Source organism: Pseudomonas sp. CFBP 8758 (genome assembly GCF_014841725.1).
GTDB lineage: Bacteria > Pseudomonadota > Gammaproteobacteria > Pseudomonadales > Pseudomonadaceae > Aquipseudomonas > Aquipseudomonas baltica.
Genome location: NZ_JACYUK010000002.1, coordinates 600,841 through 621,875, shown reverse-complemented (window position 1 = coordinate 621,875; position 21,035 = coordinate 600,841). Strand labels below are relative to the sequence as shown.

Annotated in this window: 20 protein-coding genes; 11 read left to right on the top strand and 9 right to left on the bottom strand. The window is 63.0% G+C overall.

Annotated features, from left to right (window positions below):
- Positions 1 to 37 precede the first annotated feature (37 nt).
- The 6 genes from nirD to IFT75_RS06620 form a co-directional block, all read right to left on the bottom strand.
- Positions 38 to 400, bottom strand: coding sequence for a nitrite reductase small subunit NirD (gene nirD / locus IFT75_RS06645; protein WP_122713184.1), 363 nt, complete (start codon positions 398 to 400; stop codon positions 38 to 40).
- A complete protein-coding gene (gene nirB, locus IFT75_RS06640; RefSeq protein WP_192053894.1) occupies positions 400 to 2,961 on the bottom strand; it encodes a nitrite reductase large subunit NirB in 2,562 nt (853 codons plus the stop codon). Before nirB ends, nirD begins: the two co-directional genes overlap by 1 nt.
- Before the next feature lie 269 nt (positions 2,962 to 3,230).
- Positions 3,231 to 7,010: a bifunctional nitrate reductase/sulfite reductase flavoprotein subunit alpha gene (locus tag IFT75_RS06635; RefSeq protein WP_192053892.1), complete on the bottom strand. Its 3,780-nt coding sequence runs from the start codon at positions 7,008 to 7,010 to the stop codon at positions 3,231 to 3,233.
- A gap of 380 nt (positions 7,011 to 7,390) precedes the next feature.
- The gene (locus IFT75_RS06630) at positions 7,391 to 7,528 is read right to left on the bottom strand and encodes a hypothetical protein (protein ID WP_163007603.1); all 138 of its coding nucleotides are present in this window, start codon (positions 7,526 to 7,528) and stop codon (positions 7,391 to 7,393) included.
- Positions 7,525 to 8,403: a hypothetical protein gene (locus tag IFT75_RS06625; RefSeq protein WP_122479194.1), complete on the bottom strand. Its 879-nt coding sequence runs from the start codon at positions 8,401 to 8,403 to the stop codon at positions 7,525 to 7,527. The genes IFT75_RS06630 and IFT75_RS06625 overlap by 4 nt, the downstream gene beginning before the upstream one ends.
- Before the next feature lie 181 nt (positions 8,404 to 8,584).
- Complete coding sequence (locus IFT75_RS06620) at positions 8,585 to 9,070, bottom strand: TlpA disulfide reductase family protein (protein WP_192053890.1); 486 nt, start codon at positions 9,068 to 9,070, stop codon at positions 8,585 to 8,587.
- 101 nt (positions 9,071 to 9,171) lie between these two features.
- Between IFT75_RS06620 and arsC the strand changes: the two genes are divergently transcribed.
- From arsC to IFT75_RS06575, 9 genes are all read left to right on the top strand, one after another.
- A complete protein-coding gene (arsC, locus tag IFT75_RS06615; protein ID WP_185793873.1) occupies positions 9,172 to 9,525 on the top strand; it encodes an arsenate reductase (glutaredoxin) in 354 nt (117 codons plus the stop codon).
- On the top strand, positions 9,522 to 10,127 hold the full coding sequence (wrbA, locus tag IFT75_RS06610) for an NAD(P)H:quinone oxidoreductase (protein WP_192053888.1): 606 nt from the start codon (positions 9,522 to 9,524) through the stop codon (positions 10,125 to 10,127). The genes arsC and wrbA overlap by 4 nt, the downstream gene beginning before the upstream one ends.
- A 51-nt stretch (positions 10,128 to 10,178) precedes the next feature.
- Positions 10,179 to 10,919 (top strand): type I pantothenate kinase, encoded by a 741-nt coding sequence (locus IFT75_RS06605; RefSeq protein ID WP_192053886.1) that lies wholly within the window; start codon positions 10,179 to 10,181, stop codon positions 10,917 to 10,919.
- Between the two features lie 13 nt (positions 10,920 to 10,932).
- Positions 10,933 to 11,604: a DNA-3-methyladenine glycosylase I gene (locus IFT75_RS06600; RefSeq protein WP_122479199.1), complete on the top strand. Its 672-nt coding sequence runs from the start codon at positions 10,933 to 10,935 to the stop codon at positions 11,602 to 11,604.
- Between the two features lie 314 nt (positions 11,605 to 11,918).
- Positions 11,919 to 12,983, top strand: a complete 1,065-nt coding sequence (locus IFT75_RS06595; protein WP_122479200.1) for an ABC transporter substrate-binding protein — start codon at positions 11,919 to 11,921, stop codon at positions 12,981 to 12,983.
- Positions 12,984 to 13,184: 201 nt separating this feature from the next.
- On the top strand, positions 13,185 to 14,027 hold the full coding sequence (locus IFT75_RS06590; protein WP_192053884.1) for an ABC transporter permease subunit: 843 nt from the start codon (positions 13,185 to 13,187) through the stop codon (positions 14,025 to 14,027).
- Entirely contained in the window at positions 14,014 to 14,811 is a 798-nt protein-coding gene (locus IFT75_RS06585) for an ABC transporter permease (protein WP_122479202.1), read from the top strand. Before IFT75_RS06590 ends, IFT75_RS06585 begins: the two co-directional genes overlap by 14 nt.
- 1 nt (position 14,812) lies before the next feature.
- Complete coding sequence (locus IFT75_RS06580) at positions 14,813 to 15,802, top strand: ABC transporter ATP-binding protein (protein ID WP_192053882.1); 990 nt, start codon at positions 14,813 to 14,815, stop codon at positions 15,800 to 15,802.
- Positions 15,803 to 15,826: 24 nt separating this feature from the next.
- Positions 15,827 to 16,480, top strand: a complete 654-nt coding sequence (locus IFT75_RS06575; protein ID WP_122479204.1) for an HAD family hydrolase — start codon at positions 15,827 to 15,829, stop codon at positions 16,478 to 16,480.
- Here the strand turns inward: IFT75_RS06575 and IFT75_RS06570 are convergent.
- The gene (locus tag IFT75_RS06570) at positions 16,468 to 17,064 is read right to left on the bottom strand and encodes a tRNA-uridine aminocarboxypropyltransferase (RefSeq protein ID WP_192053880.1); all 597 of its coding nucleotides are present in this window, start codon (positions 17,062 to 17,064) and stop codon (positions 16,468 to 16,470) included. The genes IFT75_RS06575 and IFT75_RS06570 overlap by 13 nt on opposite strands.
- 147 nt (positions 17,065 to 17,211) lie before the next feature.
- Between IFT75_RS06570 and IFT75_RS06565 the strand changes: the two genes are divergently transcribed.
- Positions 17,212 to 17,670: an FAD/FMN-containing dehydrogenase gene (locus IFT75_RS06565; protein ID WP_122479205.1), complete on the top strand. Its 459-nt coding sequence runs from the start codon at positions 17,212 to 17,214 to the stop codon at positions 17,668 to 17,670.
- Positions 17,671 to 17,681: 11 nt separating this feature from the next.
- On the opposite strand, the gene IFT75_RS06560 is transcribed toward IFT75_RS06565, so the two are convergent.
- Together IFT75_RS06560 and IFT75_RS06555 are read right to left on the bottom strand one after the other, a co-directional pair.
- On the bottom strand, positions 17,682 to 19,007 hold the full coding sequence (locus IFT75_RS06560) for an ATP-binding protein (protein ID WP_185793879.1): 1,326 nt from the start codon (positions 19,005 to 19,007) through the stop codon (positions 17,682 to 17,684).
- On the bottom strand, positions 19,004 to 19,687 hold the full coding sequence (locus IFT75_RS06555; protein WP_122479207.1) for a response regulator: 684 nt from the start codon (positions 19,685 to 19,687) through the stop codon (positions 19,004 to 19,006). Before IFT75_RS06555 ends, IFT75_RS06560 begins: the two co-directional genes overlap by 4 nt.
- A gap of 374 nt (positions 19,688 to 20,061) precedes the next feature.
- Here IFT75_RS06555 and IFT75_RS06550 point away from each other — a divergent pair, with 374 nt between their 5' ends.
- Positions 20,062 to 20,877, top strand: coding sequence for a TlpA disulfide reductase family protein (locus IFT75_RS06550; protein ID WP_192053879.1), 816 nt, complete (start codon positions 20,062 to 20,064; stop codon positions 20,875 to 20,877).
- The last annotated feature ends 158 nt before the right edge of the window (positions 20,878 to 21,035 follow it).

Sequence of the window (21,035 nt, the reverse complement as noted above, 5' to 3'; positions counted from 1 at the left end):
GAGGGCCCATTCGCAGGCAGAGGCCCGCAAGACCACCCTAGACCCTGCCAATCTCCACCCGATCACCATTGAAGCGCACCGGCCACACCCTGATGCCCTGCTCCGGCGCCTCCAGGCAGCGCCCGTCGCTGAAACAGTAATGCTGCTTGTACAGCGGCGCAGCCACCACCAGCTCGCCCTGCAGATACCCGACGATGCCACGCCCCAGCACATTGGCGCCCGAGCGCGGGTCATGGTTGTCGATGGCGTGCAGCACCCTGCCCTCGCCCGCGTCGGGAAGGTAGAAGACTGCCACCTGGTCGCCGTCCAGCCATACCACTACACCGGAATTGGCGATCAAGTCCGCTCGATCGCACACTGCTTGCCAGTCCATCGCTTGCACCGCCTTGGCCGCCTGCATCACAACACCTCCTCCATCACCGGGATCAAAGTGACCACATCGCCCGCCTGCGCTGGGCGACGCTGGCCACGTTCCTTGACGAACTGCACACCCGGGTCCGCGCGCTTGTCGTTGACGAAGGTGCGGAAGCGCTTGAGCTTTTCCGGATCCTTCAGGGCATTGGCCCATTCACATTCATAGTGATCGACCACCCGCTGCATCTGCGCTTCGAGTTCGGCGCCCAGGGCCAGGCTGTCCTCCAGCACGACCTGCTTGAGGAACTCCAGCCCGCCCTCCAGGCTTTCGCGCCACACCGAGGTGCGCTGCAGCTTGTCGGCGGTACGGATGTAGAACATGAGGACGCGGTCGATGTAGCGAATCAGCTGTTCATCGTCAAGATCGGTGGCGAACAGTTCGGCGTGCCGCGGACGCATGCCGCCGTTGCCGCACACGTAGAGGTTCCAGCCCTTCTCGGTGGCAATCACGCCGATATCCTTGCTCTGCGCCTCGGCACATTCGCGGGTGCAGCCGGAGACGGCGAACTTGAGCTTGTGCGGCGAGCGCAGGCCCTTGTAGCGATCCTCGATGCGCAAGGCCATGGCCACGCTGTCCTGCACGCCGTAGCGGCACCACGTGCTGCCCACACAGGATTTCACGGTACGGGTCGACTTGCCGTAGGCATGACCGGTCTCGAAGCCGGCTTCGATCAGCTCGCTCCAGATCTCCGGCAACTCGTGCAACTGTGCACCGAACAGGTCGATGCGCTGGCCGCCGGTGATCTTGGTGTAGAGGTCGTATTTCTTCGCCACCACACCGATGGCGATCAGCTTGTCCGGGGTTATCTCACCACCCGGAATGCGTGGCACCACCGAGTAGGTACCGTTCTTCTGCATGTTGGCCATGAACGTGTCGTTGGTGTCCTGCAGCGGCACCAGCGAGGGGTCCATGATTGGCTGGTTCCAGCAGGAGGCGAGGATGTTGCCGACAGTGGGCTTGCACACGTCGCAACCTACTGCGCCGCGACCATGGCGGGCGAGCATGTCTTCGAAGCTGGCGATGCCCTCGAAACGGGCCAGGGCATAAAGCTCGGCGCGGGTGTAGGCGAAATGCTCGCACAGGCTCTTGTCGACGCTGACGCCGCGGGCAATCAGCTCATGTTCGAACACCTGCTTGAGCAGCGCGGCGCAGCCGCCGCAACCGGTGCAGGCCTTGGTCTGGGACTTGAGCGCCGACAGGTCGCCACAGCCTCCATCGATGGCAGAACAGATCGCCCCTTTGCTGACGTTGTGGCAGGAGCAGATCATGGCGGTGTCCGGCAACGCATCGGCGCCCAGGGTCGGTGCGCCGTCGGACAAGGGCAGGATCAGCGTCGAAGGGTCGGCCGGCAAGGCGATGCCGTTCTGGGCATATTGCAGCAAGGTGTCGTAGTAACTGTTGTCACCGACCAGCACAGCGCCCAGCACCTGCTTGCCGCTGGCGTCCACCACCAGACGACGGTAGCTGGCGTTGGCTTCGTCGATGAAACGGTAGCTCTTGGCGCCCGGCGTAATGGCATGGGCATCACCAATGGAGCCGACGTCGACGCCCAACAGCTTGAGTTTGGTCGACATGTCGGCGCCGCTGAACGCCACCGGTGCCTCCCCGGCCAGCTCACAGGCGACGTTGCGGGCCATGCTGTAGCCTGGCGCCACCAGGCCGAAGACGCTGCCGTTCCACGAAGCGCATTCGCCGATCGCATACACCGCCGGGTCGCTGCTGCGGCAGTGCGGGTCGATGACGATGCCGCCGCGGGCGGCGATCTCCAGCCCGCAGGCGCGGCCCAGCGCATCCTGGGGACGAATCCCGGCGGAGAACACGATCAGGTCGGTTTCCAGGAACTCGCCGCCGTCGAAGTTCATCCGGTAGCGATGGGTCTCGCCGGCCTCGACGTTCTGCGTGGCACGGGAGGTGTGCACGCCCACACCCAATGCCTCGATGCGCGCACGCAAGGCAGCGCCGCCGTCGACGTCCAATTGCACGGGCATCAGACGCGAGGCGAATTCGACCACATGAGCTTCCAGCCCGAGCGACTTCAAGGCATTCGCCGCTTCGAGGCCGAGCAGACCGCCGCCGACCACCACACCACGGCGCGCACCGCACGCGGCTGCACGAATGGCGTCCAGATCGTCCAGGGTGCGATAGACCAGCCGTGCGTTGCCTTCGCAACCTGGAATCGGTGGCACGAAGGGGAACGAGCCGGTGGCCAGTACCAGCACATCGTAGCCGTGCCGCCCAGTGGCGGTGACCACTTCGCGCGCCTGGCGGTCGATCTCGAGCACCGGCTGGCTCAGGTGCAGGGTGACGCCGTGCAGGCCATACAGCTGAGCATCGCCCAAGGCCAGGGTTTCGGCACATGAGCCGCCGAAGTATTCGGACAAGTGCACTCGATCGTAGGCGCGCTGGCGCTCTTCGCCGAAGACATGGATCTCGTAGCGATCGACCGCGCTGCGCTCGATCAGCTGCTCGACACAATGATGACCGACCATGCCGTTGCCGATAACGATGAGCTTCTGCCGGGGCCTGAGGTTCACGAGCGCATTCATAGGTATCTCCAAGCGGGTCACGGTGTCCTGACCATCGGGCAAAAAAAAACGCCTGGAGCGAATGCTCCAGGCGCCTTTGCCTGATGGTCGAATTGAGGTTGTCCGGTAGGGTAATCGTCGTTGATCACCGGGACTTGGCCAAGGTGAAAGCAGATTGCGTGCCAGGGTGGTTTGGTGTGTGTCAGGTAGGGCCTTTCCGCGGGCAGAGGGCTCGCCGCGAAGAAGCCCTCACTGACAACAAGACCCATCCCAGTGCACCACGCACCGTTTCAGTACACATCCCGCACGTAGCGCTTGTCGCGACTGAGCTGCGCCATATAAGCCTCGGTCTGTACCTCACTCATGCCGCCGTGCTCGGCCACTACCTGTCGCAGCACCGCATCGACATCCTTGGCCATCCGGCTGGCATCCCCGCAGACATAGAAATGGCCACCTTGCTGCAACCATTGCCAGACCTGGGCACCCTGCTGGCGCAGGCGGTCCTGGACGTAGATCTTTTCCGCCTGATCCCTGGAGAACGCTGTATCGAGCCGATGCAGATGGCCGCTGCGCAACCAGGCGTGCAGCTCGTCGCGGTAGTAGAAGTCGCTGAGCTCGCGCTGCTCGCCGAACAGCAGCCAATTGCGTCCGCTGTGGCCGAGCGCCTGCCGCTCGTGGAGGAAGGCGCGAAACGGCGCTATGCCGGTACCCGGTCCGACCATGATCATCGGTGTCTCGGGTTGGCTGGGCACGCGAAACTGGGTGGCCTTGTGCACGAAGATCGGTACCAGCGCCGCCGCCGAGCGATCCGCCAGAAAGCCCGAACACACCCCGCTGCGCACACGCTCGTTGCAGTGATAGCGCACCGTCGAGAGGGTGATGTGCACCTGCTGCGGGTCGGTGCGGGCACTCGAGCTGATGGAATACAGCCGCGGCTGCAGCGGCTTGAGCAGGCCAAGCAGTTCCTGCGTGGTGAGTGTGACGGGAAAGGCGTCGAGCAGGTCGATCAGTTGCCGACCCCACAGCCATTGCTGGAGCTCACCGGCGCGGTCGGGCTTGAGCAGCGTGGCCAGCAGCGGGTCGGCGCAGCGCTGGCCAATGAACGCCAGCCACTGCGGGGTGATGCGGGTAATGTCCAGATGCTTGTGCAACGCCACCGCCAGCGGCTGTTCGCCCTGCCCCTTGAGCATCACCCGCTCGCTGCTGTCCAGGCCCAGGCACGCCAGCAGTTCCTCGACCAGGCTCATGCAGTTGCTCGGCCACACCCCAAGCGCATCGCCCGCCTCGTACACCAGCCCGCTTTCCTTGAGGTCGAACACCACATGGCGAACTTCCTTCTCGGTGCCCGGCGCATTGAGCACCTGATTGTGCAGGACCCGCGCCAGCCATGGCCGCTTGCGGGTGTACAGCGGCGGGGCCTGAGTCGCCAATGGGGTCGTTTCGCCAAGCGGGGCGCCCGCCAGCAGCAGGCCAACGGCCTGGGTCCACTGCTCGGCAAGCTCCTGATCGTCAGGTTCGCACTCGACGCGGGCCAGCAGGCGCTGCCCACCCAACTGCTGCAGGCGTGCGTCCAGCTTGCGGGCGAAGCCACAGAACTGTCCGTAACTCGAATCGCCCAGCGCCAGCACCGCGTAGCGCAGGTCCGAGCAGGGCTCGATACCCTCGGCCTGCAGCTGCGCCCACAGGCGCACCGCGTTGTCGGGTGCGTCGCCGTCGCCGAAGGTGCTGGTCACCAGCAAGACGTTGCGCGCCGCCAGCAGGTCGGCGGTGGTGATCTCGTCCATGCCGCGCAGCAGCACCGGCGCGCCGCGCTCGCGCAGGGTCTGCACGCAGCGCTCGGCGATGGCTTGCGCGTTGCCGGTCTGCGAGGCCCAGAGCACCAGGGTCCCCGCTTGCCCGGCAAGCGGCGCAACCGCCTCGGCCAGCGCTGGGTCGAGGTCGTGCAGGGTGATCTTCGGCGAGCCGACCCGTTGCAGGGCCACGGCCGCGAATTTGAACGCGGGCTGTTGCGACAGCGGATCGCTGGCGTCGCTGGTCAACGCATTGATGGCCAGGTCGCTGCCGTAGACATCGCTCCAGTGAAACGGCGCGAAGCAATTGCCTGGCCGCACTCGGTCGCTGATGCGTGCCGGCAATACCGCCTGGCCGCGCCGCGAGCGGACCTGCACTTGATCAGCCTCGCCGATGCTCAGGCGCTCGGCATCGTCGGGGTGGATTTCGATGAACGGGCCAGGGTCGAGCTTGTTCAGCGTAGCGACCTTGCCGGTCTTGGTCAGGGTATGCCACTGGTGCTGCAGACGGCCGGTATTGAGCACCATCGCGAACTGGCCGTCGGGCAGGTCGGCGGGTGGCAGATGCGGACGGGCGAAGAAGCGTCCGCGCCCGCTGGCGGTGGGAAAGCGCGGCCCGGCATCGGTCAGGTAGCGAATCGGGCTGCGCGGAGCGTCCTGGCCAGGCGCAGAGGGCCATTGCCTTGGCTGCTTGCGCAGTTGCGCATAGCTTGCGCCGCGGATGTCATAGCCGCTCTGCGGATTGTCGAACCGTTGCAGCTCTTCATAGACCTGCTCGGCGCTAGCGTAGTCGAAGCCTTCGGCGAAGCCCATGGCGCAGGCCACCCGGGCGATGATCTGCCAGTCGGCCAAGGCCTGTCCCGGTGCGTTCACGGCCTTGGGCATCAAGGTCATGTTGCGCTCGGAGTTGATCATCACCCCTTGCGCTTCGGCCCACAGCGCAGCCGGCAGCAGAACGTCGGCGTAGCGGTTGGTTTCGGTATCGAGAAACGCATCCTGGGTGATCACCAGTTCGGCGGCCTGCAAGCCCTCGATCACTTGCCGGCGGTTGGCGACACTGGCCACCGGGTTGGTGCAGATGATCCAGCAGGCCTTGATCGCGCCCTCGCCCATTTGCCGGAACAGGTCGATGGTACCGGCGTTGCCTTCCTTGCGCAGGCTGCCGGAAGGGATGTTCCAGAGCCGCTCGACATGGGCCCGGTCCGCGTCCACCAGCAATGAACGCTGGCCGGGCAGACCAGGCCCCATGTAGCCCATTTCGCGTCCGCCCATGGCATTGGGCTGGCCGGTCAGGGAAAACGGCCCATTGCCCGGACGGCAGATGGCGCCCGTGGCCAAGTGCAGGTTGCACAGCGCATTGGTGTTCCAGGTGCCCTGGATACTCTGGTTCAGCCCCATGGTCCAGCAACTCATCCAGTTCGCCGCGCCACCGATCCACTGCGCGGCCTGACGGATCGCCCCTTCATCGAGGCCGGTGATCTCGGCGACCCGCGCCGGCGTGTAGTCGGCCAGAAACGCTGGCAATTCCTCCCAGCCTTCGGTGTGTGCCGCGATGAACGCAGGGTCGGTAGCGCCATCGGCATGCAACAGGTGCAGCAAGCCGTTGAGCAAGGCCAGATCGGTGCCCGGCTCGATCTGCAGAAAGAGGTCGGCTTTGTCGGCAGTGGCAGTACGTCGCGGGTCGACCACGATCAGCCTGGCCCCTGCCTTGAGACGGTCCAGCAGGCGCAGGAACAGAATTGGATGACAGTCGGCCATGTTCGCGCCGATCACCAGGAACACGTCGGCGTGGTCGAAATCATCATAGGAGCCGGGCGGGCCATCGGCACCCAACGACAGCTTGTAGCCGCTCCCCGCACTGGCCATGCACAGCCGCGAGTTGGACTCGATGTGCCGAGTGCGAACGTAGCCCTTGGCCAGTTTGTTGACCAGGTACTGGGCTTCCAGCGACATCTGCCCGGAAACATAGAAAGCTACTGCATCCGGGCCATGCTCATCGAGGATCTGCCGCAAACGGCCACCGGCGTCCGCAATGGCCGCGTCCATGCTCGATTGCACCGGCTCGTGGTCGCGCCCGTGGCGCACGTAGGCATGCTGCATCCGGCCCGGGTCAGTCAGCGGCTGGGCACAGCTGCTGCCCTTGGTGCACAGACGCCCGGCGTTGGCCGGGTGCTGCTTGTCACCGCTGACCTTGACCACCCGATCGTTCTCGACGGTCATGACGATACCGCAGCCCACCCCGCAGTACGGGCACACGCTACGGACAGAAGTGCGGGTCATCGGCGTTCCTCGCTGCTGGCTACAAAACAAAAACGGCGCCGGCTGCCTTCGCTCATCAGAGCGGGCAGCACGGCACCGTTGTCGTGTGGGGGGCAATCGGCATCGATTGCATTGTGTGCGAGGGTGCTTGCAATACATGCGCCAACCCCATCGGATCGAGCGGATCACGTTAAACGAGGGTCAGCGCGGTTGAGTGGGTCAGGAATTTTCAGGTGCGGCGCACCGTTGAGGCGCGCTATGCACCGTGGGTGCTCAGCGACTCAGCAAGATGGACAACGTAAAAAAAAGCGCCAAGCATTACAGTTGATCATGAGCGCACCCAGGCATCATCTATCTGGTGCAGTGAGTCTGCGGCCAATCAATGATCATTGATCAGCGCTTCAGCCACCTAAAGCAATTTCGCTCCTGTTGATCACCTTTTCATTGACCACGCGCCTTACTACCGGGACAGAAGGTTTCTTCGGCGGAATCGGCTTGATATAGCCATTCGGCTTGGATTTCTCGTTGTCGGGTTTCATTTTCTTTCTCCTGGTGGCGCCTCATCCAATGTCATTCGACGAGGGGGGGCTGCAGGTTTGACTGGAGCTGGAGGCTTTGACTGCTGTTCAGCAGTGGCTTTTTCAGAGTCACTCAATGTTCTCGACCTCATTGCAAGCAAAGCATTTTCCAGAATTATAGTCCTTTTTTCCAAATCTGCTATCTGATTACGTCCAGGACCAGCAAGGAGCTGATTCTTTAACGACGAGATCTCATCTCCTACATAGCTGTCCCTGATAGACAGGTTTTTTCTCGGAGACGATGTATCCATATCAAAGACAACGAACAGGACGCTTGCCAACACGAGAGGTATGCACGCGATCAGGAAGGCTGCAACCGATTTGAAGACCCATCTTGAACGTTGCTCGTTGACCAATGCGTTATGAGTTGCGCACCGCACGTAGGTTTGGGAAATATAAGACTCGGTTTCATGTATGGGGTCTACGAGATCAAGTTGTTCGGCATGGCTGACCTGGAAATTATATTTCTTGACCTCACTGTTATAGTTTAGTTGGTCGTCATGGTATTTTTTTACCTCAGCGGCATATGGCATTCGATTGAACTCAGACCCACTGAATGCCCTGCAGTTGAAATAAACAGAAACCGAAATAATGACAATCACCAATAGAATCAAAGAAGCGATCACATAAGCAATACCATGACGTTCAGTGAAGTCCAGAAATCTAGCCAAATACGCAGATACGGACAAGAGCGCGAAGATGGCAGTGAATATCAATTGGGTCTTGATGGAAATACTGTTCTTTATCTCCTCTTCATAGGCATACATTTTCTCATAAGTAACTTCTATGCTTCGATCCTTCAAAATAATCATCCTTAATCCGGTCATTACATCCATGGACGGACTCGATCCTCGTGATCGATTTCCCCCTCGCGGCGGCATCTGTGAATACTAGCACCCGCATGCCTGGGCTCAACGCACGCAGGCAGCATCCATCAGCTGTGCGAAGCCGCGTATGAGTCAGCCAGCCCCTTAGAGCCGGAGTGCAACATCAGGCAAACCCCCTACCTGCGGCTTCTCAGCTTTCGCCGCGCTGCAGGGCTGTCAGGCGCGCCTTGATGCCGGCGGCGGTCTGCTCACCGAGCAACTGGTCGCGCACCTTGCCTTGGGCGTCGATGATATAGGTTACGGGCAAGGCCTGGCTGCGGGGCAGCTCGAAGCGCGGTGCCGGATCCTGAGCCAGCACCGTGAAGTCGATTCCCAGGGTCTTGGCAGCGGCGCTTAATTCGTCGCCCTGCAGGTTGTCGAAGTTCACCCCGATCACGCGCACGCCCTGCCCTTCCAGGCTCTGCGACAGCGCATTGAGTTCGGGGATCTCGCGGCGGCACGGCCCGCACCATACGGCCCAGTAGTTGATCACCAGCCATTGCTTGTCCAGCGTCTTGGCGCCGACCTGCGTGCCATGCTGATCGGGCCCGTAGTCGCCGCCGCAACCGCCCAGCAGCAGGGCGGCCAGCAACAGGCCAGCCAGCGGCGCGAGGTGGGTCTTGATACGCCAGTTCATGGGTCTATCCTTCCTTATTCCCGAGGCCATGCGAAAAAGGCGACCGAATACCGCCACGTGGTTAGAATACCCGCCACTGGATGCCGGAGGCGACTTTTCCCATGACCCAACTGACCCTTTACCACAATCCGCGCTGCTCCAAATCACGCGCGGCGCTGGAGCTGCTGCACGCCCGCGGGCTTGCACCCGTCGTCGTGCTCTATCTGGAAACGCCTCCCGATGCGGCCACCTTGCACGCCCTGCTGGGCAAGCTGGGCGTCAGCGCCCGGGCCTTGCTGCGCACCGGCGAAGAGGAATACAAGACCCTGGACCTGGCCGACGCGACGCTGGGCGAAGAACAACTGGTGCAAGCCATGGCCAGCCACCCGAAACTCATCGAGCGTCCGATTCTGGTCAACGGTGAGCGCGCGGTGATCGGCCGGCCACCGGAAAACGTACTGGAGATTCTGTCGTGAACACACCTTACATCCTGGTGCTCTATTACAGCCGCAACGGCGCCACCGCCGAGATGGCCCGACAGATCGCCCGCGGTGTCGAATCCAGCGGGCTGGAGGCACGTCTGCGCTGCGTGCCGGCGATCTCCACCGAGTGCGAGGCCGTGGCACCGTCAATTCCCGAGCAAGGCGCGGTATACGCCAGCCTCGACGACCTGAAGAACTGCGCCGGCCTGGCACTCGGCAGCCCCACGCGCTTCGGCAATATGGCCGCGCCGCTCAAGTACTTCCTCGACGGTACCAGCAGCCTGTGGCTCAGTGGCGACCTGGTCGGCAAGCCGGCCGGCGTGTTCACCTCCACCGCCAGCCTGCACGGCGGTCAGGAAACCACCCTGCTGTCGATGTTGCTGCCCCTGCTGCACCACGGCATGCTCATCACCGGGCTGCCCTATAGCGAGTCGGCACTGGTGGAAACCCAGGGCGGCGGCACCCCCTATGGCGCCAGCCACCACGCCGGCGCCGATGGCAAGCGTGTGCTCGACGAGCACGAGAAAACCCTTTGCCGAGCGCTGGGCAAGCGTCTGGGCCAGACCGCACAACTGTTGAGCACACCGCGTGGCTAAGTTGAATCTCAGGTTGAATCGCAGGTTGAATCGCACGATGGCGGGTCACGCTTGAGTATCCACACCTACACCAAGTACCCCGCCACGGCCCTCGGCGACGAGTCGCCGCTGGCCTGGATCAGCGAACACATCCACCAGCACTATCTGGGCCATCGGCACACCTTCGTGGTGGCCATCGCCGGCAGCGTCGCCGTGGGCAAGAGCACCCTGTCCACGCTGCTCAAGGAGCGGTTCGAGCGCTGGCCGCAAGCACCGCGGGTCGAGGTGGTCAGCACCGATGGTTTTCTGTATCCCAACCGGATTCTGGAACAACGCCAGTTGATGCCCCGCAAGGGCTTCCCGGAAAGCTATCGCACCGACGACTTGAAGGCGTTTCTGCATGACCTCAGGCAAGGTGCGCGCGGTTTGCAGGTGCCGGTCTATTCCCAGGCGCTCAAGGACATCGACACGAATTTCCACCTGATCGACCAGCCCGACATTCTCATTCTGGAAGGTCTGAACATCCTGCAGCTGGACCATGCCCACGACTTTTCCATCTACCTGGATGCGCCTACTGCGGACATTCGTCACTGGTACATGGAACGCTTCATGAGCCTGACCACTCTATCGGGCGACGCTGCACAGGCGCGCGCCGACTATTTGTGGGAAGAGGTCAACCTGAAGAACCTCACGGAAAACATCCTGGTGACCCGCGATCGGGCGCAGATGATTCTGCACAAGGCACCGGACCACCGCATCGACGAGGTCTGGCTGCGCGAAGGCGACCTGCCCGTGCATTCATCCAGCAGTTGAGGACACCGGTTCCATGCATGACTACAAGTGGCTGAACGAGTACTGCCTGAATCGCTTCGGCTCGCAGAAGGCGCTGGAAGCGCGTTTGCCGACGGCCAAGTCAGCGGCGCAGCTGCGCAAGATCAGCGCCGACCGCTACCTGTCCACCATGGCCCTGAGGGTCTTCCGCGCAGGCTTGAAGCACAGCCTGGTCGACTCGAAATGGCCTGCCTTCGAAGAGGTGTTCTTCGGCTTCGATCCGGAGAAAATCGTGCTGATGGGCGCCGAGCGCCTGGAACGGCTGATGCAGGACACGCGCATCATCCGCCATTTCGGCAAACTCAAGAGCGTGCCGCGCAACGCCCAGATGATTCTCGACGTGGCCATGGAACACGGCAGTTTCGGTGACTTCATCGCCGATTGGCCGGTAGAGGACATCACCGGGCTGTGGCAGTACATCGCCAAGCATGGCAACCAGATGGGCGGGTTGTCGGCGCCACGCTTCCTGCGCATGGTGGGCAAGGATACCTTCATTCCCAGTTGGGACGTGGTAGCGGCGCTGAGCGCCCAGGAGATCGTCGACAAGGTGCCCAGTTCCAAACGCGATCAGGCGGCGGTCCAGGCGGCATTCAATCAGTGGCATGCCGAAAGCGGTCGACCGATGTGCCAACTCTCGGCGATGCTCGCCTTTACCGTGAACCACTGATGCACTGATGCATCCGTTTGGTTGCAGGGCCCGGCTCGCGGTCCTGCTCTGCTGCTGTCCCGCGGCCGCCTGTCCGTGCATACCCTTGTGTACATGTCCGCTTGCAACTGCCTTTCCTTAGCACCGATCGAAGCGGCAAATCTCGTCTACGCTTAGCCTCCAAGGGCACGACTGCCCTGGGCATGCCTGTGGCCGACGTGCTCGACGTCAAAATGTCATGAGCGTCACCTACGTTGGCTCGGGTATTGCTGAATCCAGATCAATCCAGTCGTCGACAGTCCCCTCGTTTCGATAGGCGCCCATAGGAGCACCGGATGAAAAAGCTTTTCCTGGCCACACTGTTAGGTTCGAGCATCGCGTTGTGCAACCTGGCCTCGGCCGCAGATACCGATCTGCAAACCCTTGAAGCCGCGGCCAAGACCGAAGGCATGGTCAACAGCGTCGGCATGCCCGACGCCTGGGCCAACTGGAAGGGCACCTGGGACGACCTGGCCAGCAAGTACGGCCTCAAGCACATGGACACCGACATGAGCTCGGCGCAAGAGGTGGCCAAGTTCGCCGCCGAGAAAGACAACGCCAGTGCCGATATCGGCGATGTCGGTGCAGCATTCGGCCCCATCGCCACCAAACAGGGCGTGACCCAGGCCTACAAGCCTTCCACCTGGGCGCAGATCCCCGATTGGGCCAAGGATGCCGATGGCCACTGGATGCTGGCGTACACCGGCACCATCGCGTTCATCGTCAACAAGCAACTGGTCAAACCCGAAGATGCTCCGAAAAGCTGGGCAGACCTGAAGAACGGCAAGTACAAGGTGGCCATCGGTGATGTCAGCACCGCGGCCCAGGCAGCCAATGGCGTGCTGGCGGCGGCAATCGCCTTCAAGGGCGATGAAAGCAACCTGGCGCCGGGCCTGCAACTGTTCACCGAACTGGCCAAGCAGAAACGCCTGTCCCTGGCCAACCCGACCATCCAGACCCTGGAAAAAGGCGAGATCGAAGTGGGTGTGGTCTGGGACTTCAATGGCCTGAGCTATCGCGACCAGATCGATCCGAAACGCTTCGATGTGCTGATCCCTTCGGACGGGTCGGTGATTTCCGGCTACACCACCATCATCAACAAGTACGCCAAGCACCCGAATGCCGCGAAGCTGGCCCGCGAGTACATCCTCAGCGATGCCGGGCAGATCAACCTGGCGCGCGGCTACGCCCGGCCGATCCGTGCTGACCACATCAAGCTGCCGGATGATGTCGCGGCCAAGCTGCTGCCGGCCGAGCAGTATCGCCATGTCACACCGATCAAGAATCCGGACGTCTGGGAGGCAAGCTCCAAGGCCCTGCCCCAGCAGTGGCAGGAGCAGGTGATCTTCGAGATGCAGTGATCGCGGTGCATCAGGTAGGGCCTCTTCGCGGGCAGAGCCCGCTCCCACATGAGCAGAAGCGTCGATCCCTGTGGGAGCGGGGCTCTGCCCGCGAAGAGGCCAACACTGATCACCTCCGATACCCCGCAACATCTGTAGGAGCGGTCAGCGGCCGCGAAGCCGCCAACGCCGACATCCCTGACACCCCGGAGCCCTCCAGCAGTGACCACCCCTACCCGCGGCAGAACCCTGGCCCTGCTCCTGCTGGTGCCCTTCGCCCTGTTCTTTTTCGTCTTCCAGATCGCCCCCCTGGCCTGGGTGGCGATCCACAGCGTGCAGACCGACGCCGGTTGGAGCCTGGACAACTTCAGCAAGGCCTTCGGCTCGCGGTTCTATCGCCAGGCCATCCAGTTCAGCCTGGAAATCAGTTTCTGGTCGAGCCTGTTCGGCATCGTCATCGCCGTCATCGGCGCCAGTTCACTGCGCCGGGTCGACTCGCGGCTACGGGATTTCGTCAGCGCCTTCGCCAACATGACCAGCAACTTTTCCGGCGTACCGCTGGCGTTCGCCTTCATCATCCTGCTGGGTTTCAATGGCGCGATTACCATGATGCTCAAGCAAAGCGGCCTGATCGACGATTTCAACCTGTACTCCAAGACCGGCCTGATCATCACCTACACCTATTTCCAGATCCCGCTGGCCGTACTGCTGCTCTACCCCGCTTTCGACGCGTTGCGCGAAGACTGGCGCGAGTCCGCTGCCCTGCTCGGGGCCAACGGCTGGGCCTACTGGCGCCACATCGGCCTGCCGGTGCTGACGCCGGCGCTGCTGGGCACCTTCGTCATCCTGCTGGCCAATGCCCTGGGTGCCTACGCCACGGTGTACGCGCTGACCACCGGCAATTTCAACGTGCTGCCGATCCGCATCGCCGCCATGGTGGCCGGCGACATCAGTCTGGACCCCAACCTGGCCAGCGCCCTGGCCATGATTCTGGTGGGGCTGATGACCCTGGTCACCCTTGTCCATCAATGGCTGTTGCGCAGGAGCTACCATGTCGCGCGCTGAACTCGACGCACCCGGCCTCTACCACCGGGCCGTGGTCTGGCTGCTGTTCCTGATTCTGCTGCTGCCGTTGGCCGGTACCCTGCTGTACTCGGTCGCCACCAGCTGGTCGGCATCGATCCTGCCCAGCGGGCTGACCTTCAAGTGGTACCTGCAGCTGTGGGGCGACCCGCGATTCCTCCAGGCCTTTGGCCAGTCGCTGGTGGTCTGCGTCGGTGCGCTGGTGCTGTCGGTGCTGGTGATCCTGCCGCTGCTGTTCGTGGTGCACTACCACTTTCCGCGGCTGGATGCGCTGATGAACATTCTCATCCTGCTGCCCTTTGCCGTGCCCCCGGTGGTGTCTTCGGTTGGCCTGTTGAACCTGTACGGCTCGGGACCGCTGGCCATGGTCGGCACACCCTGGATCCTGATCGGCTGCTATTTCACCGTGGCCCTGCCGTTCATGTACCGCGCCATCACCAACAACCTGCAGGCGATCAACCTGCGCGACCTGATGGACGCAGCGCAGCTGTTGGGCGCCAGCACGTTCCAGGCGGCTGTTCTGGTGGTGCTGCCCAACCTGCGCAAGGGCCTGATGATCGCCCTGCTGCTCTCGTTCTCGTTCCTGTTCGGCGAGTTCGTGTTCGCCAACCTGCTGGTAGGCACGCGCTACGAAACCCTGCAGGTCTACCTGAACAACATGCGCAACAGCAGCGGCCACTTCAACAGTGCGCTGGTGATCTCCTATTTTCTTTTCGTGTTGCTGCTCACCTGGGGTGCCAATCGCTTGAACAAGGACAAAGACTGATATGAGCTTCGTCAGCGTCGAAAGACTGGATAAGCGCTACGGCACTACCGAAGTATTCAGCGATATCAGCTTCACCGTCGAGCGAGGCGAATTCATCACCCTGCTCGGGCCCTCCGGCTGCGGCAAGTCGACCCTGTTGCGCGCCATTGCCGGGCTGACCCCGATCAATGCCGGCACAATCCTGCTCGATGGCCAAAACCTTGCTCCGCTTGGCCCGCAGAAGCGCGATATCGGCATGGTCTTCCAGAGCTATGCCCTGTTTCCCAACATGAACGTGGAACAGAACGTCGCGTTCGGCTTGCGCATGCAAAAGGTCAAGGGCGCCGAAAGTACCCGCCGCGTGGCCGAGGTACTGGCGCTGGTGGAGCTGGGTGAGTTTGCCGGGCGCTATCCCCATCAGTTGTCCGGCGGCCAGTGCCAACGGGTCGCCCTGGCCCGCTCGCTGGTCACCCGCCCGCGCCTGTTGCTGCTCGACGAGCCCCTGTCGGCCCTGGACGCACGTATCCGCAAGCACCTGCGCGAGCAGATCCGGCAGATCCAGCGGGAACTGGGTCTGACCACGATTTTCGTCACCCACGACCAGGAAGAGGCGTTGACCATGAGCGACCGCATCTTCCTGATGAACAAGGGCCGCATCGTCCAGAGCGGCGATGCGCAAAGTCTGTACACGGCGCCGGTCGATGCGTTCGCTGCCGGTTTCATCGGCAACTACAACCTGCTCGATGCCGCCCAGGCCAGCGCCCTGCTGCAGCGGCCGATCCACACCCGCGTGGCGATTCGCCCGGAAGCCATCGAACTGGGGATTGACGGTGCCCTGGACGGCGAGATCCGCAGCCATAGCCTGCTGGGCAACGTGATCCGCTACCGGGTGCAGGCCCACGGCGTGCAGCTGCTGGTGGACGTGCTCAACCGCACGGCCGCCGACCTGCTGCCCGACGGCCAAAGGGTGTCCCTGACGATTGGGCCCGACGCACTTTGTGAGGTAGCCTGAGCGTCTTTCCACGGGAGGTTCCACATGGCTCTAGCGATTTTCGATCTCGACGAAACCCTGATCCACGGCGACTGTGCTTCGCTCTGGAGCGAACAGATGGGTCGCCTCGGCTGGGTCGATCCCGAGTCCTTCATGCGCCGCGACCACGAGCTGATGCAGGCCTACAACGAGGGTCGGCTGGCCATGGAAGACTACATGGCGTTCAGCCTGGAGCCCATGCTCGGGCGCACGCCGGAAGAGGTCGAACACCTGGTCGAGCCGTGGGTGGAAGATTTCATCGAGCCGATCATTTTCAGCGACGCCACCCGCACCATCGCCGCCCACCGCGCGGCCGGTGACCGCATCCTGATCATTTCCGCCTCGGGCATTCACCTGGTCGGGCCCATTGCGGCGCGGCTGGGCGTCGACGATGTGCTGGCCATCGAGCTCGAGCTCAAGCACGGCACCTACAGTGGCAATACGGTGGGCGTACTGACCTACCGCGAGGGCAAGATCAAGCGCCTGCGCGAATGGATGCACGACGAGGGTGAAACCCTGCAAGGCGCAAGCTTCTATTCGGATTCACGCAACGACCTGCCGCTGCTGCTGGAAGTACCGTCGCCTCATGCGGTCAACCCCGACCCGGTGCTGCGCGAGCATGCCGAAAAGGCCGGCTGGCCGATCCATCAATGGCGCTGATGGTTGCGCCGATAGACCTCTTCGCCCATGGCAGCGATCTGACCTTCGATGAGCGCGTCGAAGGGCTTGAGCAATGCCTGGAATGATGCCGGTGATTCGAGCACTTCCAGCGCCTGGGTGATGGCTTCGAGGGTCGATAGCGCGCCGGGGCCGGGTGCCTTGCGCAAGCGATAGCGCGAAGGCTCGGCGGTTGCCAACTGAACCCTGGGCAAGGCGGCCAGTGGCGGATTGAGGTGCAGCAGTTTGCGTGCCTTGCGCCAGGTACCATCCGGTACCACCAGTAGCCTGGGCTGGGCGCAGGGCTGGTAAGCGCTCAATGCTTCGCTGTGTTCCCCGGGAAACAGCAGGCAGGGCTGATATCCGGGCTGGACCAGCCATCGGGGCAGGTCTTGGAACACCTCGCCGACCCTGATCTCACAGTTTTGCAGGCCCAGTGCGGCCAGACGCGCTGTGTTCAAGGCATGATCGACCTCGCTAGGGTGCTGCAGGATCAGCACCCGAGTGTGGCTGGGCAGGTTCGGGATCAGGGCGCACAGGCACTGGGCCAGGGGGCGGTGGCAGCGCGGGCATTGGGGTCTGGACATGCGCAATTGTGCCACGGCGCGGCGAACAGGCAACACCTTGCTCGATCGACCAGCACGGAAAAAGTCACCCATGGTGCCGCTAAACCTTTGTACCCACGTGGCCGATCCGCTCTAATGTAAACCCCACTGTCCCAGGACCTTGCCGCAATGAAATACTGCTGCGCATTACTTCTCAGCTTGCTGTCCCTTACTGCCCAGGCCACGGAGATCGGTGAACGCCTGGGCCCGTGGACCCTGCTAGACCAATTCGAACAACCCTACTCGCTCAGCGACCAGACCCAGTTGATCATCGTCGCACGCAGCATGGACGCCGCCCAGTTGATGGGGACTGCCATGGAGAAGCGGCCCAAGGACTTTCTCGAATCACGACATGCGGCCTACATCGCGGATATCGAGCACATGCCTTCGGTGGCCAAGTGGATCGCCATCCCGGGCATGAAGAAACTCAACTACCGCATCCTGCTGGACGAAGAAGGCCGGGTGGCGCCGCGCTACAACGGTGATCGGGAAACCGTGCAGTGGCTGGAACTCAAGGATGGCGTAGTGGTGGACATCAAGACCTTCAATGACCCGCAGCAACTGGCCAGCGCGCTCTCGGCGCGCTGAGCCACTGCCGCTCACACCGGCCGGACCGGAATCCTGAAAATGGCGCGCAGGCCGTCTTCGCCACTGTCGAAGTCCAGGCTACATCCGCAACGCTGGGCGATGGCCTGAACGATCGCCAGGCCCAGCCCGCAACCGGCACTGGCGCGGCTGCGCCAGAAACGCTGGGTGAGGTGTTGCAAATCTTCGGCACCGATGCCAGGGCCGAAGTCGCGCACCGTGAAGCAGACCCAGCCAGGCTCGGTGGCCAGCGTCAGCCACACCGGCGCCCGGTCGGGGCTGTGCCGCAGGGCATTGTCGATCAGGTTGCGCAGCGCCTGTACCGCGAGGGTCGACGGCATGCCCAACGCAATCGACGGCAACTGCGGCGGCATGTGCAACTCGACCCGCCAACGATCCGTCTGACTGGCATCGCCGATGGCCAGGCGCGCCACATGTTCGGCACTGCACGGTGCGCCATCGTCGAACGACAGACTGCCCTCGACCCGCGCCAGCAGCAGCAACTGCTCGAGCGTGCGCTGCAGCCGGTCGGCGCCTTCCTCGGCGTGCGCCAGAGCCTGCTCATGGGCAAGGCCGGTGGTCATGCGGGCCACCTGCAAGTGGGTCTTGATCGCGGTCAGCGGGCTGCGCAACTCATGCGCCGCATCGCCTGTCAGTTGTCGTTCGCGCTCGAGGGTGCGACCGATGCGCAGAAACAGCTGGTTCTGGGTGTCCAGCAACGGCTGCAGTTCGCTGGGCAGCGACTTCAGCACCAGCGGGTCGAGGGCATCGACATCGCGCTTGCGCAGCGCCTCGCACATCCGGTTGAGAGGCGCCAGGCCCTTGCCGATACCCAGCCAGAGCATCGCGATGCTGCCGAGCAGGGCCATGAGCACCGGCGCGGAGGCAGCCAGCATGACCGAACGGTTCAAGGCTTCGCGTTCCAGTTCGCGGTCGGCGGTGGTGATTCGCACATCGTCACGGGCCAGGGTGAAACTGCGCCAGTGCTCACCATCGATGGCCTGATCGTGAAAACCGGTGCGCTGATCGTCCAGCACCTGGTCGGCATTGCTGTGGCTGCGGGCAAGGATTTCGCCGCGCAACGAGCTGATCTGGCAGGCGATGCCATCAGGAATGCTCCATTGGTCGGCACTGAAGCGGGTGCCTTCGCCCTGTGCCGCAAGCGGTTGCGGCAAACGGTCGACCATGCCGGCGACCATGCGTGCCGAGGCCACCAGACGCTGGTCCAGAGAGAACATCATCTGGCTGCGCAGATCGCGGAACATCCAGGTGGCGGCGAGTGCCCAGATGACCACGAAGGCCGCGCCGAGGATCAGGCTCAAACGCAGACGCAGGCTCATGGGGCCTCTTTTGGTTCGGTGTGGGCCGGGCCCAGGCGGTAGCCCAGCCCGCGGACGGTTTCGACGATGCCGTTACCCAGCTTTCGGCGCAGGTGGTGAATGTGCACGTTCAATGCATTGCTTTCCACTTCGTCACTGAAGCCGTAGACGCTGTCCTTGAGCTGTTCGCCGGAGAGGACGCGGCCGCGGTTCTGCAGCAGGGCGTACAACAGCGCCTGTTCGCGGCGGGACAGGTCGATGGCCTGGCCGGCCAGCCAGGTCTGCCGGGTGCTGGGATCATGCTGCAGCGGGCCATGTTCGATCATGTTCAAGGTGCGGCCAGCCACGCGGCGCTGCAGGGTGTGCAGCCGCGCGCACAGTTCGCGCAGGTCGAAAGGTTTGAGCAGGTAGTCGTCGGCACCTGCCTGCAACCCGGCGACCCGGTCGCTGACGCTGTCGCGGGCGGTCAATACCAGCACCGGCAGAGCCACCCCACGCTGGCGCAGGCGGTGGAGCAGTTTGATACCGTCTTCGTCGGGCAGACCCAGATCCAGCACCAGCACATCGAAGCTGGCTGCCTGCAGCATGGCCTGCGCAGCCGAGGCGGTGGCCACCCGGTCGACGTTCAGCCCCTGGGCATTGAGCCCGGCGACGATGCCGCTGGCGATCAGGTCGTCGTCTTCGCAAAGCAATACGTGCATGACAGCGCTCGAAGAATAAAGGCCGCACAGTGACGGGCCGTGATTAACACAACATTATGCCCCTGATACAGGGTAGGAGCGGTCATTGGCCGCGAAAAACGCACCGCGGTTCATCTGTGCGAACTGCACTGGGCCTTCGCGGCCACGGACCCCTCCCACAATGCGCTGAACAGCGCCCCCCTGTAGGAGCGGCCATCGGCCGCGAAGCTGGCGCTGCGGTCTGTCTGATATACCGCGCCGCCCCTTCGCGGCCACGGACCGCTCCTACAGGGAGATATCGAGTGCACACAGTGACAATGGTCTGGAGCTGGTTAACCATCGGTTAACCTTGATGCAGCCATACTTGTCGGATCACTTCATCAGGATCTGTTGTCATGCTGAGCCTTGCCGTAGGGCCTTTCGCCCTTTCCCTGCATCACCTGCTGATATTGCTGGCGCTGGGCTCGGCCAGCCTCGTGGGCTGGCAGCTGGCGCGCAAGGGGTTTGGCAGCAATCCAGAAGCGCTGATATTTCGCCTGTTCCTGCTGTGCCTGGTGGTCGCGCGCGGGGCTTTCGTGCTGCGCTATTGGGCGCAGTATCGGCAGGATCTCTGGCAGATTCCCGATATCCGCGACGGTGGCTTCCTGCTGTGGCCCGGCTTGCTGGTGAGTGCTCTGATGGCGTTGGTGTGTGCCTGGCGGCGCCCGTTAATACGCCGCACGCTGGGCTGGAGCCTGGCCAGCGGCCTGTTGTTCTGGACGCTCGCCAGCGTCGGCAGCCACGGGTATCAGCAGGCGCGGCACTCGCAGTTGCCCGAGGTCACCTTGCACACCGCCACAGGCCAACCCGTAGCGCTGCGCAGCTACGATGGCAAACCTATGGTAATCAACCTCTGGGCAAGCTGGTGCCCACCCTGCAGACGAGAAATGCCGGTGCTGCTGGAAATGCAGAAACTTCACCCTGAGGTGCGTTTTCTGTTCGTGAACCATGGCGAAACCGCGCAGATCGTGGCGAGCTTCGCCGGGACGACGGGGCTGGATTTGACTCAGGTGCTATTCGACAGCCAAGGCGAACTGGGCCGCGCGCTGGGTTCGGTCGCGCTGCCGACCACGCTGTTCTACAGCAGCGAAGGAAAGCTGCTCGGCAGCCATCTCGGCGAATTGTCGAAAGCCAGCCTGCAGCATGCGCTGGAAACCTTCCCAGCCCAATAATCCTCCCCACACCGCAACCCTGTAGCAGCGGCGCAAGCCGCGTCGGCGGTGGATGCGGTGATCCTGGACGAACGCCGTTGGATCCGGACGCGGCTCGCGCCGCTGCTACAGAGATCCAACCCCCTGTAGCAGCGGCGCAAGCCGCTCGGCGGTGGATG